Origin of the sequence: Amycolatopsis bartoniae (assembly GCF_014191255.1) — a bacterium.
Lineage (GTDB): Bacteria > Actinomycetota > Actinomycetes > Mycobacteriales > Pseudonocardiaceae > Amycolatopsis_E > Amycolatopsis_E bartoniae.
The window spans coordinates 228,639-244,476 of the sequence record NZ_JACHWH010000008.1; the positions used below are offsets into that span (position 1 = coordinate 228,639).

The 15,838-nt window shown below is 71.0% G+C and carries 15 protein-coding genes; 4 read left to right on the forward strand and 11 right to left on the reverse strand.

Translation table 11 applies throughout. The features are described 5' to 3' along the window. Positions 1–20: 20 nt before the first annotated feature. The 7 genes from FHX82_RS29505 to FHX82_RS29535 all read right to left on the reverse strand — a co-directional run bounded on the left by FHX82_RS29505 (position 21) and on the right by FHX82_RS29535 (position 9,556). Positions 21–1,376 carry a nitrate/nitrite transporter gene (locus FHX82_RS29505; protein ID WP_145938834.1) on the reverse strand — a complete coding sequence of 452 codons (1,356 nt, stop codon included), beginning with the start codon at positions 1,374–1,376 and terminating at the stop codon, positions 21–23. A gap of 14 nt (positions 1,377–1,390) precedes the next feature. Next, positions 1,391–2,836 (reverse strand): FAD-dependent oxidoreductase, encoded by a 1,446-nt coding sequence (locus FHX82_RS29510; RefSeq protein ID WP_145938833.1) that lies wholly within the window; start codon positions 2,834–2,836, stop codon positions 1,391–1,393. Then, complete coding sequence (locus FHX82_RS29515) at positions 2,833–4,833, reverse strand: molybdopterin oxidoreductase family protein (protein ID WP_145938839.1); 2,001 nt, start codon at positions 4,831–4,833, stop codon at positions 2,833–2,835. Before FHX82_RS29515 ends, FHX82_RS29510 begins: the two co-directional genes overlap by 4 nt. Positions 4,834–5,027: 194 nt before the next feature. Next, a complete protein-coding gene (locus tag FHX82_RS29520) occupies positions 5,028–5,819 on the reverse strand; it encodes a TIGR02569 family protein (protein ID WP_145938832.1) in 792 nt (263 codons plus the stop codon). A gap of 70 nt (positions 5,820–5,889) precedes the next feature. Continuing rightward, positions 5,890–7,068, reverse strand: a complete 1,179-nt coding sequence (gene moeZ, locus FHX82_RS29525) for an adenylyltransferase/sulfurtransferase MoeZ (RefSeq protein ID WP_145938831.1) — start codon at positions 7,066–7,068, stop codon at positions 5,890–5,892. A gap of 293 nt (positions 7,069–7,361) precedes the next feature. Then, positions 7,362–8,471: a DUF3152 domain-containing protein gene (locus tag FHX82_RS29530; protein ID WP_145938830.1), complete on the reverse strand. Its 1,110-nt coding sequence runs from the start codon at positions 8,469–8,471 to the stop codon at positions 7,362–7,364. Between the two features lie 80 nt (positions 8,472–8,551). Next, positions 8,552–9,556, reverse strand: a complete 1,005-nt coding sequence (locus tag FHX82_RS29535; RefSeq protein ID WP_145938829.1) for an alpha/beta fold hydrolase — start codon at positions 9,554–9,556, stop codon at positions 8,552–8,554. A gap of 84 nt (positions 9,557–9,640) precedes the next feature. On the opposite strand from FHX82_RS29535, the gene FHX82_RS29540 reads away from it, so the two are divergent. Then, positions 9,641–10,267 carry a TetR/AcrR family transcriptional regulator gene (locus FHX82_RS29540; protein WP_145938828.1) on the forward strand — a complete coding sequence of 209 codons (627 nt, stop codon included), beginning with the start codon at positions 9,641–9,643 and terminating at the stop codon, positions 10,265–10,267. A 6-nt stretch (positions 10,268–10,273) separates the two neighbouring features. Here the strand turns inward: FHX82_RS29540 and FHX82_RS29545 are convergent, their stop codons facing one another. Together FHX82_RS29545 and FHX82_RS29550 are read right to left on the reverse strand one after the other, a co-directional pair. Then, a complete protein-coding gene (locus FHX82_RS29545) occupies positions 10,274–11,173 on the reverse strand; it encodes an alpha/beta fold hydrolase (protein WP_145938827.1) in 900 nt (299 codons plus the stop codon). After that, the gene (locus FHX82_RS29550) at positions 11,170–12,066 is read right to left on the reverse strand and encodes an AurF N-oxygenase family protein (protein ID WP_145938826.1); all 897 of its coding nucleotides are present in this window, start codon (positions 12,064–12,066) and stop codon (positions 11,170–11,172) included. Before FHX82_RS29550 ends, FHX82_RS29545 begins: the two co-directional genes overlap by 4 nt. A 50-nt stretch (positions 12,067–12,116) precedes the next feature. Here FHX82_RS29550 and FHX82_RS29555 point away from each other — a divergent pair, with 50 nt between their 5' ends. Beyond that, complete coding sequence (locus tag FHX82_RS29555; protein ID WP_145938825.1) at positions 12,117–12,881, forward strand: TetR/AcrR family transcriptional regulator; 765 nt, start codon at positions 12,117–12,119, stop codon at positions 12,879–12,881. Further along, a complete protein-coding gene (locus FHX82_RS29560; RefSeq protein ID WP_145938824.1) occupies positions 12,871–13,188 on the forward strand; it encodes a DUF4873 domain-containing protein in 318 nt (105 codons plus the stop codon). The genes FHX82_RS29555 and FHX82_RS29560 overlap by 11 nt, the downstream gene beginning before the upstream one ends. Before the next feature lie 70 nt (positions 13,189–13,258). Here FHX82_RS29560 and FHX82_RS29565 read toward each other — a convergent pair whose 3' ends face one another. Both FHX82_RS29565 and FHX82_RS29570 read right to left on the reverse strand, forming a co-directional pair. After that, entirely contained in the window at positions 13,259–13,489 is a 231-nt protein-coding gene (locus FHX82_RS29565; protein WP_145938823.1) for a DUF3107 domain-containing protein, read from the reverse strand. A gap of 42 nt (positions 13,490–13,531) precedes the next feature. Continuing rightward, a complete protein-coding gene (locus tag FHX82_RS29570; protein WP_145938822.1) occupies positions 13,532–14,179 on the reverse strand; it encodes a ferritin-like fold-containing protein in 648 nt (215 codons plus the stop codon). A gap of 368 nt (positions 14,180–14,547) precedes the next feature. On the opposite strand from FHX82_RS29570, the gene FHX82_RS29575 reads away from it, so the two are divergent. After that, positions 14,548–15,838, forward strand: a 1,291-nt coding sequence (locus FHX82_RS29575) for a DEAD/DEAH box helicase (RefSeq protein WP_375791763.1), incomplete at its 3' end; no start/stop codon positions are given.

Consider the following 15,838-nt stretch of genomic DNA (forward strand, 5'->3'; position numbering starts at 1 on the left):
TTCCTCCTCACGCAGCTCTTTCAGACCCGGGCCTGGGCCAGGGCCGGCTGCTTTTCACTGACCTCGGACCTGCGCAGGTACACCGCCCAGGTCACGACGAAGCACACCCCGTAGAACACGAGGAACCCGATGAAGGCCGACAACCCGCTCCCCGTGCTCAGGAACGACTGCCGGAACGCCAGGTTGACCAGCAGGCCGCCGAACGCACCGATCGCGCCGGCCAGGCCGATGAGGGCGCCGGAGAGCTTCCGCGCCCGGAGCAGCTCCGCCGCCTCGTCCGCACCGGCGTCGATCGCGGCCTTCGCCTTGGCCTTGAAGATCGCCGGGATCATCTTGTACGTCGACCCGTTGCCGACGCCCGTCAGCACGAACAGCACGACGAACGCGGTGGTGAACAGTCCCAGCGACTTGGCCTCCGAGGCGACGATCAGCACCACCGTCATCGCGGCCATGCCGAGGAAGTTCCAGAACGTGACCCGGCCGCCGCCGATCCGGTCGGACAGCCAGCCGCCGACGGGCCGCGCCAGCGAGCCGAGCAGCGGGCCGAGGAAGGTCACGTACGCGGCCTGCAGCGGGGTGCGACCGAACTGGTTCTGCAGCACCAGGCCGAAGGCGAAGCTGTAGCCGATGAACGAGCCGAAGGTGCCGATGTACAGGAAGGACATCACCCAGCAGTGCGCGTCCTTCATGACCTCGCGCATGCCCTTGCGGTCGTTGCGGACCGACGCGAGGTTGTCCATGAACAACGCGGCACCCGTGGCGGCGAGCACGATCAGCGGGATGTACACGGCCAGCATCAGCCTCGGCGCGCTCGTCCCCGCGGTCGCGATGATCAACAGTCCGACCAGCTGGATGACCGCCACGCCGAGGTTGCCGCCACCGGCGTTCAACCCCAGCGCCATGCCCTTCTTCTTCTCCGGGAAGAAGGCGTTGATGTTCGTCATCGACGAGGCGAAGTTCCCACCACCTACTCCACAAAGGACGGACAGCAGCAGGAACACGCCCAGCGGCGTACCGGGCTTCATCACGAACGCCGCCGTGATCGACGGGATCAGCAGCAGCAACGCGCTGATGATCGTCCAGTTGCGACCACCGAACCTGGCGACCGCGAAGTTGTACGGGATCCGGGCGAACGCGCCGACGAGCGTCGCCGTCGAGGTCAGCAGGAACTTGTCGGCCGCGGACAGGTGGTAGGGCGTGCCCATGAACAGCACCAGCACCGACATCAGGCTCCAGATGGAGAACCCGACGTGCTCGGAGAAGATGGAGAACCACAGGTTGCGGTTGGCCACCTTCCTCCCGGTGGCGGCCCAGAACGTGTCGTCTTCCGGCGTCCAGTGGTCGATCCACCGGCGGCCGCGGGTCGCAGTCGTCATGTTTTCCGCTCCTGTCAGGAAGTTGTCGCGAGCCACTCGGAGATGCCGCACACCGCGTCCCGGCAGCTGCCGCAGCCGGTCGTCGCCCTGGTCGCCGACGCGAGCCCGGCCACGTCGGTGGCCCCGGCACGGAACGCTTCGACCAGGCGCCCCTTCGTCACCGAGTTGCAGCGGCACACGACGGCGGAGGCGGGCAGGTCGGCCGGGCCGCCCGCGACCGACGTGCCCGAAGGCAGCGTGCGGCCGAGCAGGACGGCGAGGCGGTCGGCGGGCACGGGTACCCCGCGGTCGTAGAGCTGGGTGATGGTGGCCGCCGCGTCGGGTGCGCCGAGGAGGATCGCTCCGGTGACGCGGTCTTCGCGGATCACGAGTTTCGTGTAGCGGCCGCCGGTCGGGTCGGCGAGGGAGAGCACCTCGGCGTGCGCGTCGTGCACGTCGGTGTGCGCCTCGCCGAGCGCGGTCAGGTCGACGCCGCGGGCCTTGAGCTTGGTGACCACCTGCGTGCCGCGGTAACGCGCGGCGACGTGGGTGCCGGTGAGCAGGTCGGCGAGCACCGCCGCCTGCTGCCACGCGGGTTCCACCAGCCCGGACACCGTGCCGGGGTGCTGCGCGCAGTCGCCGATCGCGTACACGCGCCCGTCGCTGGTGCGCAGCGAGTCGTCGACGACGACCCCGCGGTCGACCGCCAGCCCGGCGTCCCGGGCCAGTTCGGTCTCCGCCCGCACACCGGCGGAGACCACGACGAGGTCGGCGGCGACCTTGCTGCCGTCGTCGAGCTTGAGGCCGCTGCCCGGCAGGTAGCGGGCAGCGGAGGCGTTGAGCCGGAAGTCGATGCCGTGCGTGCCTAGCAGCCGGGCCAGCACGTGGCCCGCGCCCGCGTCGAGCTGGCGCTCCATGACGTGCCCCGCGGGGTGCACGACGGTGACGAGGTTGCCGCGTCCGGCCAGGCCGCGGGCGGCTTCGAGGCCGAGCAGGCCGCCGCCCAGCACCGCGACCGGCGCCCCGGCCTTCGCCACGTCGAGGATGCGGTCGCAGTCCTCCAGTGTCCGGAAGGTGACCACGCCCGGCGCGGGAGTGCCGTCCTCGCGGGTCAGCCCTTCGACCGGCGGCAACCACGGCTTGCTGCCGGTGGCCAGCACGAGCGCGTCGTAGTCCACAATGGATCCGTCGTCGAGCGTGACGTGCCGCCGCTCGCGGTCGATGCCGGTGGCCCGGACTCCCGTGCGCAGGTCCACGTGGTGCTCGGCCGCCCAGCCGGACTCGTGCAGCCGCACCAGGTCCGCGTGCATGGTTCCCGCGACGACGGCCGAGAGCAGCACGCGGTTGTAGGCGTGGTGCGGCTCTTCGCCGACGATAGTGAGCGCGACGGCGGCGCCTTCCGGGTCGCGGCGGCGGATCTCGTCGGCCAGCCGCGCCCCGGCCATGCCGTACCCGAGCACGACGACCTTGCGCGGAGTCATGCCACCTCCAGCTTGACGGCGCACACCTTGAACTCGGGCATCCGGCTCGTCGGGTCCAGCGCGGGGTTGGTCAGCAGGTTCGCCCGCTGCGCACCCGCGAAGTGGAACGGCAGGAACACGACGTCCGGGCGCATCGAGGAGACGCAGCGCACGCGCGCGGTCATCTCGCCGCGCCGCGACGCGAGCCGCGCCCAGTCGCCTTCGCCCAGGCCACAACGGGAAGCGGTGTCGGGATGCACCTCCACGTACGCCTCCGGCACGACGTCGTTGAGCTCGGCGACCAGCCGTGTCTGCGCGCCGGACTGGTAGTGCTGCAGCACCCGGCCGGTGGTGAGCTGCAAGGGAAACTCCTCGTCCGTGGGCTCGGCGGGGCCGCGGTGCTCGACCGGAACGAACCGCGCGCGCCCGTCGGGGTGCGCGAACCGGTCGAGGAACACTCGCGGGGTTCCTTCGTGTGCTTCGCCGGGAACGGGCCAGTACAGTGCTTCGCCCGCCCGCAGCCGGTCGTAGGTGATGCCGGAGTAGTCGGCGAGGCCGCCCTTCGAGGCCGCGCGGAGTTCGGTGAACACGGTCTCCGCGTCGACGGGAAAGCGTTCCGCCGGCTGGCCGAGCCGCGTCGCGAGCCCTTGCAGGACCTGGAGATCCGTGCGCACCCCCGCGGGCGGCGGGAGCGCGCGACGACGCAGCAGGACGCGGCCTTCGAGGTTGGTCATCGTGCCGCTCTCCTCGGCCCACTGCGTCACCGGCAGCACGACGTCCGCCAGCGCGGCGGTCTCCGACAGCACCAGGTCCGCGACCACCAGTAGGTCCAAAGAGGACAGTCGGTCCGCGACGTGCGCCGAGCGTGGCGCCGACACGACGACATTGCTGCCGAACACCAGCAGCGCCTTCGGCCCGCCTTCCGTGCCCAGCGCGTCGAGCAGCTCGTACGCCGAGCGACCCGGCCCCGGCAGCGACTCCGCGGGAATCCCCCACACTCCCGCGACGTGCTCGCGCGCGGCCGGGTCGTCGATCTTCCGGTAACCGGGCAGCTGGTCGGCCTTCTGGCCGTGCTCCCGGCCACCCTGGCCGTTGCCCTGCCCGGTGAGGCAGCCGTAGCCGGAGCCGCGGCGACCGGGAAGTCCCAGCGCCAGCGCGAGGTTGATCCACGCGCTGACCGTGTCGGAGCCGCTCGCGTGCTGTTCCGTGCCGCGCGCGGTGAGGATGTAGGCGTTGCGCGCCTTGGCGAGTCGCTCGGCGACCTGGCGCTGGTCGGTGGCGGAGACTCCGGTCACGCGCTCGACGCGTTCCGGCCACCACCGCGCGGCGATCCGCCACACCGCGTCGAAACCGTGCGTGCGCTCGTCCACATAGGACCGGTCGACGTGCCCGTCGGCGACCGCGGCGTGCAGGATTCCCAGCGCGAGCGCGAGATCCGTGCCGGGCGCGGGCGCCAGGTGCAGGTTGCCCTGCTCCGCCGTCGGCGTGCGCCGGGGGTCGGCCACGACCAGCCCGCCGACCTCCTTGGCGCGGCGCAGGTGCTGCATGAACGGCGGCATGGTCTCGGCCGGGTTCGAGCCGACGAGCAGCACGGCGTCGGCCTCGGCCAGGTCGGTGAGCGGGAACGGCATCCCGCGGTCCAGCCCGAACGCCCTGTTGCCCGCGGCGGCGGCCGAGGACATGCAGAACCGGCCGTTGTAGTCGACCTGCGAGGTACCCAGCGCGACGCGCGCGAACTTCCCCAGCAGATAGGACTTTTCGTTCGTCAGCCCGCCGCCGCCGAACAACGCGGCCGCGTCCTTGCCGTGGCGCGCCTGGATTTCCGTCACGCGCCGGGCGATCAGGTCGAGCGCGTCGTCCCAGTCCGCGGGCACGAGCTCGCCGTCGACGCGGACGAGCGGCGTAGTGAGCCGCGCGGGCGAGGTGAGCAGGGAGCCGGACGTCCAGCCCTTCTGGCACAGGCCGCCGCCGTTGGTCGGGAACTCACGCGGAGCCACTGTGGTGCCCGTCACGGTCATTCCGCACTGCAGCGCGCAGTACGGGCAGTGGGTCGCGGTTCCGACCTGCTGGTCAGCCGTCAACGTCACGGGACACCTCCTCACCTCGACGCGTACCGACGGTAAGGAGGGCTTGTTACCTGGAAACGTCCGAATGTTTCAGGCGTTTGACATTGCTCGGCAATCGCGGCGGGCAGGTGGTGAGAAGCCGCTGCTCAGAGCAGCTCGCTCACCGCCGCGGCCGCGGCACGCAGGCCGTCGAGCGCGGAAACGGTGGCACGCGGGCGAAGTGAGTGCCCGGCGAGCCGGAACAGCACGGCCCGCAACAACAACTGCGACCACTCGGGCAGATGTGACCAGCGTCGCAGGAAATCCAGATCCGCGCCGCCCCACGCGACAGCGTCCACCGCGGCGACGGCGGCGCCCCATTCGGCGGGGCGGAAGTAGGGCTCGAAGTCGACGATCCCCGGCGGGGCCGGGCCGTCGAACAACACGGCACCGAACAGGTCCCCCGGCACGACCTGGTCCGGCAGCGGCACCGGTCTTCGCGCAACCGCGAGCACCTCGAACCAGCGCCCGCCCCTGCTCTCCTCGACCGGCACGTCCAGCTCGCCCCACGCGATCTTGTCGGCGAGCGCGTCGGGATCCTGGCGGCGGCCGAGGAAGTCCGGCCGGGGCAGCCGGGAGGTGGCCAGCGCGAGCTTCAGCGCGGCCAGCATGGTCTCGTCGTGGCGGTGCTCGGGCTGCCCGGACAGGAACCGGCTCGCCGTCCAGCCGCCGATGATCCACCGCCCGTCGGTGGCGCGCACCGGGCGCGCGATGCGCAGGTCCGGCACCACCAGGCGGCCCAGCACGTTCGCGAGCCACACCGCGCGGGCCTTGTCGGAGACCGGTTTCAGCACCAGGTCACCGCAGCGCCACGCCGAGCTGCCCGGCATCCGCTCCGGCTCCTCCTGCACGCCGAACGCGTTCAGCACGCGCTGCGGGACAGCCGATCCGGACGACACGGAACCGAGGCTACCTGCGGAAAAGGGCGCCCCGGAAGAGTTCCGGGGCGCCCCTTCGTGGTGGTCGGCGTCAGTAGGTCGGCAGGCTCGGGTCGATCTGCTTGGCCCAGGCCAGCACACCGCCGCCGAGGTGGGTGGCGTCCTTGAAGCCCGCGCGGTGCAACGCGGCCAGCGCCTCGGCCGAGCGCGCACCCGACTTGCAGTGCAGCACGATCGGCTTGTCCTGCGGCAGCTCCGAGAGGGCCTCACCGGAGAGGATGCGGTCCTTCGGGATGAGCTTGGCGCCCTTGATGTTCACGATCTCGTACTCGTGCGGCTCGCGGACGTCGATCAGCTCGAAGTTCTCGCCCGCGTCGAACTTGGCCTTCAGCTCGGCGGGGGTGATGGTGTGGTTGCTCGCCGCCTGCTGCGCGTCGTCGCTGACCACACCGCAGAACGCCTCGTAGTCGATCAGCTCGGTGATCTTCGGGGTCTCCGGGTCCTTGCGGATCTTGACCTCGCGGTACTTCATCTCCAGCGCGTCGTAGCTGATCAGACGGCCGAGCAGCGGTTCGCCGATGCCGGTGATGAGCTTGATCGCCTCGGTGACCATGATCGAACCGATCGACGCGCACAGCACGCCGAGCACGCCGCCCTCGGCGCACGACGGCACCATGCCGGGCGGCGGGGCCTCGGGGTAGAGGTCGCGGTAGTTCAGGCCGCGGCCGTTGGGCGCGTTCTCCCAGAACACGCTGACCTGGCCCTCGAAGCGGAAGATCGAGCCCCAGACGTAGGGCTTGTCGAGGATCACCGCGGCGTCGTTGACGAGGTAGCGCGTGGCGAAGTTGTCCGTGCCGTCGAGGATCAGGTCGTACGGCCGGAACACGTCGAGCGCGTTCTCGGTGGTCAGCTGCTCGGTGTGCAGGATGACGTCGACGAACGGGTTGATCTCGGCGATCGACTCCTTCGCGGAGACCGCCTTGGGCTTGCCCACGTCGGACTGGCCGTGGATCACCTGGCGCTGCAGGTTCGACTCGTCGACGACGTCGAAGTCGATCACCCCGAGGGTGCCGACGCCCGCCGCGGCGAGGTACAGCAGGGCCGGGCTGCCGAGGCCGCCCGCGCCGATGACCAGCACCTTGGCGTTCTTCAGCCGCTTCTGCCCGTCCATCCCGACATCCGGGATGATGAGGTGGCGGCTGTAGCGGGCCACCTCTTCCTTGGTGAGCTCGGCGGCCGGCTCGACCAGCGGCGGCAGCGTGCCTGACATCGGGTCCTCCATACTCGCGCGGATCGCGTCCCAACTACCCAGTATCCACAACGCGGGTGAGGTCCCGCGTCTTCCCGGGCGGCGTCCCAGGAAGTGGGAAGGGTAAGGCCGCGACGCGGGACGGGTGGTCGCGCGAACGGCGAAGCGACGAGCGGTCGACTCGCACCTGTCGAGATGCGGCGCCCGTGCAACCCGGGCACCCCGGATCCGGACCGACCGAGCGAGGTACCGGAGCGGCCCTACCGCGAGCCGTGGTCCCACTTCGTCGCCGCGGCCCTCGTTTCGCCCCCGGCTCACCCCGTCGGCGCGGTGTCCCCCAGGTTCAGCACCGGCCAGGCGTTCGGCTTGCACGTCTTCCCGTCGGCGGGCACGGACTTCGAGTTGTAGATGTCCACCTGGTTCAGCTCGGCGACGTAGTTGTTGCTCACCCCGAACGTCTGCTGCATCATCACCGGCGCCGGCGCGCCGTCCTCCTTGCAGCCCACGTGCCCGTTGCCCAGTGCGTGCCCGACCTCGTGGTTGATCGCGTACTGCCGGTACGTGCCCATGTCCGCCCCGAACGCCAGCGCGCCCCGCACCCACCGCGACAGGTTGATGATCACGCTGTGGTGGAAGCCGCGGATGTAGCACGACGTCGGGAACGGGATGCCGAACCCGCACAGGTCCGCGCGCGTCGCGGTGTCCGGCGTGGTCAGCCGCACGCGGAAGTCCGGGTCCGGGTAGCTCGCGTCGACCCGCTGCATGCTCACCTTGCCGGTGCCGATCCAGCTGCGGCTGTCGGACAACGTGGCCTCGACGGTGCGCGCGAACGAGTCGTCACCCGCGTAGCTCGCCGGATCGATGCCGTCCTCGACCTCGACCGTGTAGTGGTACAGCTTCCCCTCGGTACCGGCGCGCTTGCCGCTCGTGCCGTCCGCCGCCAGCGGCACCACGTGCCACGTCATCTTCCCGGCCTGCGTGAACGCACCGCCGTCCGGCAGCGGCGCCGTGGGCACGTTCAGGTTCGCCGGCAGCGCGGGCTTCTCGGCGACGACGTTGTTCCCGAACGCGTTGTCGCCGCCGGTGGCAGCCGGGTCGATCGGCTGCGCCGGCTCGCGCGCGGTGTTGAACACGACGAGCGCGGTGATCACGACGAGGATCGGCAACGCGTACATGCGCCAGCCGTACGCCTTCGCGACGCGCCGCATCCGCCCGCGTTCCCGCCGCGCCCGCCGGGCCTCCTCCGGCGTCTGCTCCAACTGTCCGGGGGTCGCGGGCCGCCACGACGCGCTGAGCGGTTCGGCCGTCGTGCGACGGCGGCGCGGCTCGTACCGGCCGGCCGGATCCCGGCGGGAACGGCGGGCCGAAGACCGCGGTCGCACCCGCTGATCCTCGCTCTGCGCGCCGTTCGTCACCCGGTTCACGGCCCAAGGGTGCCACACCCCCGGTGCACTGCGCACAGCGACTGGTCCACCACACACCGGATTTCTCTCACCCGGATGGCCTACCAGGCGTTCCCCTCCAAGCGCTCCCACATGCCCAAAACCGCCCTCGCAACCGGAACCGGGCGTTCCATCTGAGCCACGTGCCCGGTGCGCGGCAGCACCAGCAGCCGGGCCCGCGGAAGCGCGTTCGCGGTCCGCGCCGCGCGCCGCACGGAGATCACCTTGTCCTGCGTGCCCCACACCACGAGCGACGGCACGCGCACCTGCGGGGCGACGGCCCACAGCGACGCCGCACCCCGCGCGAACCACGTGCGGAAGATGCCGAACGTGCTCGCCGCCATCGCCGCGTTGGCCCACTTGAGCTCCGCGCGCGCGTTGTGCTCCTCGACGAGCTCGTCGAGCCGGTGCGCGGGGAACGCGTCCGGGTCGGCGAAGCACAGCTTGATCACTTGCTCCGCCCTCTCCCGCGCGCTCAGCGACGCCAGCCGCTTGCGCACACCGCGGCCGATCACCGGCAGGTACGCCAGCGCCATCAGCGGGTCCGACAGCCGTCGCGGATCGGGTCTGCGGTCGGGCATCGCGGGCGAGATGAGGGTCAGCGAACGCACCAGCTCCGGCCGCTTCGCCGCGAGCAACAGCACGACCGCGCCGCCCATCGAGTTGCCCAGCAGGTGCACGGGCCCGGCGCCGAGCCCCTCGACGAACCTGCCCAGCTCGTCGGCGTGCTCGTCGAGGCTGAACCGGAACCCCTCGACCGGCTCGGAGAAGCCGAACCCGGGCAGGTCGACGGAGATCCCGGACGCGAACGGGGACAGCAGCGCGGCCAAGTCGGTCCAGTTGGTCGACGAACCGCCCAGGCCGTGTACGTAGACTGCCGTGGCCTCGTCCGAGCCGGGCGTGCGTCGCGTGTGCAGGGACACCCCGCCCGCCGTCTCGATCTCGCCCGGCCAGGGCTTGAGCTGCGGGTCCAGCGCGGGCAACGGGGTCTTGGACAGGGGCACGTGGGTGAGCGGGGAACGTCTGCCGGAACCGGCTTCCCCGGCTCTCTGCACGGTGTCGGTCATTGAACCAGGATGCAACCGCGACCCGGCCTTGGCGACTCAACGGTACCCACGAGTAATCTCGAACGGGTTGATACAGGAGGAAACATGTCGGAAATGGCGCCCGCACAGCAGCGGGGAGTGCGGCTGCCGCGCACCGAGCGGCGGGCCCAGCTGCTCGCGGCCGCGCAGCGCGTCTTCTCCGCGAACGGGTACCACGCCGCGGCGATGGACGAGATCGCCGAGCAGGCCGGGGTGTCCAAGCCCGTGCTGTACCAGCACTTCCCCGGCAAGCTCGACCTCTACATCGCGCTGCTGGAGAGCCACGTGGACGAGCTGGTCGGGCGCGTCGAGGAGGCGCTCGCCTCGACCACGGACAACAAGCTGCGCGTGCACGCCGCCGTCGGCGCGTTCTTCGACTTCGTGAACAACGACGCAGGCGCGTTCCGCATGGTGTTCGAGTCGGACCTGCGGGGCGAGCCCGCCGTGCAGGACGCCGTCGACCGCGCCACGTCGGCGAGCGTCGACGCGATCACCGAGACGATCACCGCCGACGCCGGACTCGACGAGGCGAAGGCGCGCCTGCTCGCGGTCGGGCTGGTCGGGCTGAGCCAGGTCAGTGCCCGGTTCTGGCTGACCCACCACAGCACCATGAGCCGCGAAGAAGCCGTGAACCTCACCGCGACCCTCGCCTGGCGGGGCATCGGCGCCGGCTTCCCCCTGCAGGGGAAGTAGCGGAATTCACTCCCGCGCGGCGTCCACCAGCTGGGTCAGCCGCTTCGCCACCCCGTGCTTGCGCTCATACGGCAGCTCGTGCCCGGCGCCCGGGAACAGCACGAACTCCGCCCCCGGCAGCTCGTCCGCGATGACGCGGGCGTGCGGCACCGGCGTGAGGCGGTCCCGGTCGCCGACCATGATCACGCCCGGCTTGCCCGCCAGCGTCGCCAGCGCCTCACGCCGGTCGTGCCGCGAGATCGAGTCCCGGAAGCCGCCGATGCTGCTGGGGTGCGCGCGCAGCACCTGGTCCGTCATCGCGCGCACGTCGGCCCGCACGGCCTTCTTCCCGAACGCCAGCCACTTCGTCGCGGGCCGCGCCAGCGGCGCCGGGACCGGCGCGGAATCCTTGCCGTACCGGGAAAGCATGCGCGCCAGCGCCTTGTCCGCGCGGATCGCGGCACGCCCCGCCGGGCCACGCAGCCCGAGCGTGAGGCGGTCCATGTTCGAGCACGACGTGGCGATGAACGCGACTCCCGCGACCCGCTCGCGCACCAGTTCCGGATGCCGCTCCGCCAGCTCCATCACCGTCATGCCGCCGAGCGAGTGCCCGGCCAGCACGAGCCGCCCCTCGGGCGCGCGGTCGGCGATCACCTCGGCGAGGTCGTCGGCCAGCTGCGCGATCGTCGCCGTGCCCGGTTTCGCGGGCGCGGACGCGCCGTGCCCGCGGTGGTCGTGGCGCAGCACCCGGACGTCCGTGGGCAGCAGGGGCAGGATCGGCGCCCATTCGGTGTGGTCCTGGGTCCACGCGTGCACCAGCACCAGCGTGACCGGCGCGTTCTCGGGTCCGGTGACGTCGACGTAGAGGGCGGTGCCGTCGGCGGTCACGAAGCGGTGGCGCGTGCCGCGCTGTCCGATCGCCGTCATTTCGCGAGCAGGAACGACTTGTGCCACAGGCTCATACCCGGGGCTCCGACCAGGCCCGACTCCTGCAGGAAGCCCATGATCCGCTCGCCCGCCCACCGGATCGTCTCCTGGAAGTGCGGGTTCGCGAGTGCGGTCTCCCATGCCTCGCGCGGCCGCAGCCCGACGGCCTTGTAGACGCGCGGGTTGATGAGGCTGCGGACGGTTCCGAAGCTCACCGCGGCGATCAGCCAGCGCTGGTAGTACAGCTCGGTCTTCGACAGCTTCGCCATGCCCCGCGTCACCTCCTCGCGGGCGAACGTGACGTGCCGGGCCTCTTCGAGGACGTGGATGCGGTTGACCATGCGCACCAGCGGCTGAACGCGCTCGTCGGCCATGGTCTCGCGCTGCAGCCGGTCGAGGACCTCCTCGGCCACCAGGATCGACCCGTAGAGCGCGGGGCCGTAGCCGATGAACGGCAGCAGCTTGCCGAGCCGGTGCACGATCGGAACCGGCCCGTACGCCTCCGCGCCGGTGCGCTCCACGAACCGCGCGAACATCGTCGAGTGGCGGCACTCGTCGGCGATCTCCGTGAGCGCGTACTGCACGTGCCGGGTCGTCGGGTCGGAGTTGTAGACCTCCTTGAGCAGCAGCTGCATCAGCAGCACCTCGAAGAAGATGCCGTTGCTCGCGATGCTGGCCAGCTCGTGCTTGCCCAGCTCGATGCGCTGCTCGGGGGTCAGCCGGTCCCACAGGTGGGTGCCGTAGAGGGAGCACCGGTGTTCGAGCTGGTACAGGCTGCCGTCCGGAAGCGGGGCACTCCAGTCGATGTCGACCTCGGGGTCGTAGAACTTGTTGGCCGAAGATTTCAGCAGCCGGTCCGCCGTCTTCTCCCGGCCGTCGAGTGCCCGCGTCATCGCGCCCTCCCAGGTTTCTGTAACTCCCGGTAACAGTTACCTTTGGTAGCATGCGTCCCGTGACGGAGCATGTCAAGCGTGGCGGCAAGGCACCCAAGGCGGGCGAGCCCGCGACCGGCGACGCCCGGCGCGACCGGTGGCGCAAGCACCGGGTGGCGCGGCGGGCGGAGTTCGTCGAGGCGGCGCTGAAGGCGCTCGACGAGCACGGCCCCGACCTGGCGATGGAGGACGTCGCGGTCGCCGCGGGCGTCACGAAACCCGTGCTGTACCGGCATTTCGCGGACAAGGCGGACCTGTACCTCGCCCTCGGCCAGCGCGGCACGGAGCTGCTGTTCTCCCGGCTCGTGCCGGCGATCAACTCCGAGCTGGCGCCGGTGCCGCGGATCCGCATGGCGCTGGACGCGTTCTTCACCGTCATCGAGGAGCACCCGAACCTCTACCACCTGCTCGCGCGTGGCTCGTTCCCGGAAAAGGCCGCGGACGCGGACGTGGTGGCGGAGGACAAGGAGCTCATCGCGACCGCGCTGACCGCGTTGCTGGGCGACTACATGCGGATGTTCGGCATGGACTCGGGCGCCGCGGAGCCGTGGGCGTACGGGATCGTCGGCATGGTCCAGAACACCGGTGAGTGGTGGCTGGAGCGCCGCTCGATGAGCCGCGACTCCGTGGTGGAGTACCTGACGCAGATCATCTGGGCCGCGATCGACGGCCTGGCCCGGCAGCAGGGCATCACGATCGACCCGAACCTCCCGCTGGAGGAGAACAAGGTCGTGCAGCTCGCACCCGTGAAGGAGGAGAAGTCGGATGTCGGCTGACGACGAGGACGGCTACACCGGCCCGGCCACGCTCGTGGTGGACGGCGCGGAGTTCGAGGTGCGGGTGGAGCTGCGGGGGCACTTCCAGCCCATCGACGGCTACTACCGCTGGTACGGCCGCATCAGTGCGGACCCCGCGCTGGACGAGCTGCTGGGCGGCCGCAAGAAGCCGGCGGAGATCCGCACGCCGGAAGGCACCGCGCGCGGCGAGGTGTCCGACCCGGACCCGTGGGGCCGCTACCGCCTGCTCGGCACGAGCACACCCCCGTTCCGGGTGCCGACGACGCTGGCCGACCTGACGGGCTGACCCGGGCCCCGAAACGAAACGAGGGTCGTCCCCGCCGCAGCGGGAACGACCCTCGTTCGAGTGAAAAGCCCTACGCGCCGACCGCGAAGCCGACCCGGCGGACGTCCGTCGGCGCGATCTCCACGTAGGCGATGCGGTCGGACGGGACCAGGAACTTGCGCCCCTTCTCGTCCGTGAGGCGGAACACCCCGTCGGCGGCCTTGAGGGCGTCGGCGACCAGCGTCTCGACCTCGTCGGCCGTCTGGCCACTGGACACCACCAGCTCGCGGGGGGAGTCCTTGATGCCGATCTTGACCTCCACAGGTGACCTCCGCCTGTCCGTCGTACGTTCGTCCGGCTCAGGTTATCCGAGCCCGAGCTTCTGCATCCGCTTGGAGTGCCCCTGTTGCAACCGCCGGAACAGCGCCGCGATTCCCGACAGGTCACCCGACCCGGACACGATCAGCTCGGTCAGCCCGTCCCGCTCGGCCGCCACGTACTGCGCCTGCGTGAGCGCCTCCCCCAGCAGCCGCCGTCCCCACAGCGCCAGCTTGTCCCGCGTCTTCGGATCGGCGGCGATCCCGGCGGCGACCTCGCGCTCGGCGAACGCGGAGTGCCCGGTGTCGTCCAGCACCGTCAGCACCAGCTGCTTGGTCTCCTCGTCCAGCCAGCTGCCGACCTCGCGGTAGAAGTCCGCCGCCAGCCCGTCGCCCACGTATGCCTTGACCAGCGACTCCAGCCACGACTTCGGCGCGGTCTTGGCGTGCCACGCGTCGATGTGGTCGACGAACGGCTCCATCGCCTTCTCGACCGGCACCCCGTGCTCGGCGAGGTGCTTCGACAGCAGGTCGTAGTGCCCGATCTCGGCGGCGGCCATCGAGGCCAGCGCCGCCCGGCCCGAAAGAGTGGGGGCGCCGCGGGCGTCCTCCGCCATCCGGTCGAACGCGGACAGCTCCCCGTAGGCGATGACACCGAGCAGGTCGACGACGCCTTCACTGATCTGGGTGGTCACGCCTCGACGATAGCCGCACTGGAAGAGACCAATCTAACGTGGACACGCGGGACCGAAATCCCGAGGCCAGCCGGGTTGCCGGTACAATAGTAGGCGTATGACGGAGCTTCCGCTCCGGCGACAGGGCGCCCGCCCTCGAGGCACAGTGCCTCTCACCTGGGGTGACGCCGCTGCGGGGCGGATATCGGGCCGCATCCCGGCGGCCTGAGGACAACACAGTGTGCGTGCACGCCTTTTGACGGCATTCCCGCCGGCTGACGAATCCCGCGGTCGAGTGCCGAGCCCCTACCAGGCTTGTGCGCGCTGGTACGAGAGAGGCGATCACACTGACCGCGAGCACTTCCCCCAACCGAACAGAGACCGACGCGGTGGCACTGGAGCACAGCGAAAGCGGCGTGCCCGCCACCGACACCTCGCACCCGCTGCGCGCGGAGGCCGAGGTCAAGCCCGAAAACCCGACGTTCGCCGAGTTCGAGGTGCGCCCCGAGATCGTGCGGGCGCTGAACGAGGCCGGCATCGAGCGCACGTTCGCCATCCAGGCCCTGACCCTGCCGCTGGCGCTCGCCGGCGAGGACCTCATCGGCCAGGCCCGCACCGGCATGGGCAAGACGCTGGGCTTCGGCGTTCCGCTGCTGCAGCGCATCACCACTCCGGGTGACGGCACCCCGCAGGCCCTCGTCGTGGTCCCGACCCGTGAGCTGTGCGTCCAGGTCGCCCACGACCTGCAGGACGCGGGCAAGCACCTGGGCATCCGCACGCTGGCGATCTACGGCGGGCGCCCCTACGAGCAGCAGATCGACGCGCTGCGCAAGGGCGTCGACCTGGTCATCGGCACCCCCGGCCGCCTGCTGGACCTGGCCGAGCAGCAGCACCTGGTGCTGGGCAAGGTCCGCGCGCTGGTGCTCGACGAGGCCGACGAGATGCTGGACCTGGGCTTCCTGCCCGACATCGAGCGCATCCTCGGGATGGTGCCGGACGAGCGGCAGACCATGCTGTTCTCGGCGACCATGCCGGGCCCGATCATCACGCTGGCCCGCACGTTCCTGAACCGCCCGACGCACATCCGCGCGGAGGAGAACGACGCGGGCGCGATCCACGAGCGCACCACCCAGTTCGTGTACCGGGCGCACTCGCTCGACAAGCCGGAGCTGCTCGCCCGCGTGCTGCAGGCGAAGGACCGCGGGCTGACCATGGTGTTCACCCGCACGAAGCGCACCGCCCAGAAGGTCGCCGACGACCTCGCCGAGCGCGGGTTCGCCGCGGCCGCGGTGCATGGTGACCTGGGCCAGGGCGCGCGGGAGCAGGCGCTGCGGGCGTTCCGGTCGGGCAAGGTGGACGTGCTGGTGGCCACCGACGTCGCGGCACGCGGCATCGACGTGGACGACGTCACGCACGTGATCAACTACCAGACGCCCGACGATGAGAAGACGTACGTGCACCGCATCGGCCGCACGGGCCGCGCGGGCAAGACGGGTGTCGCGATCACCCTCGTCGACTGGGACGAGGAGGCGCGCTGGAAGCTGATCTCCGACACGCTCGGCCTCGACATCCCGGAGCCGGTGGAGACGTACTCGACGTCGAAGCACCTGTTCAGCGACCTGGACATCCCGGAGGACGCGGGCGGCAGGCTGCCGCTGGGCAAGCGGACGCGGGCCGGGC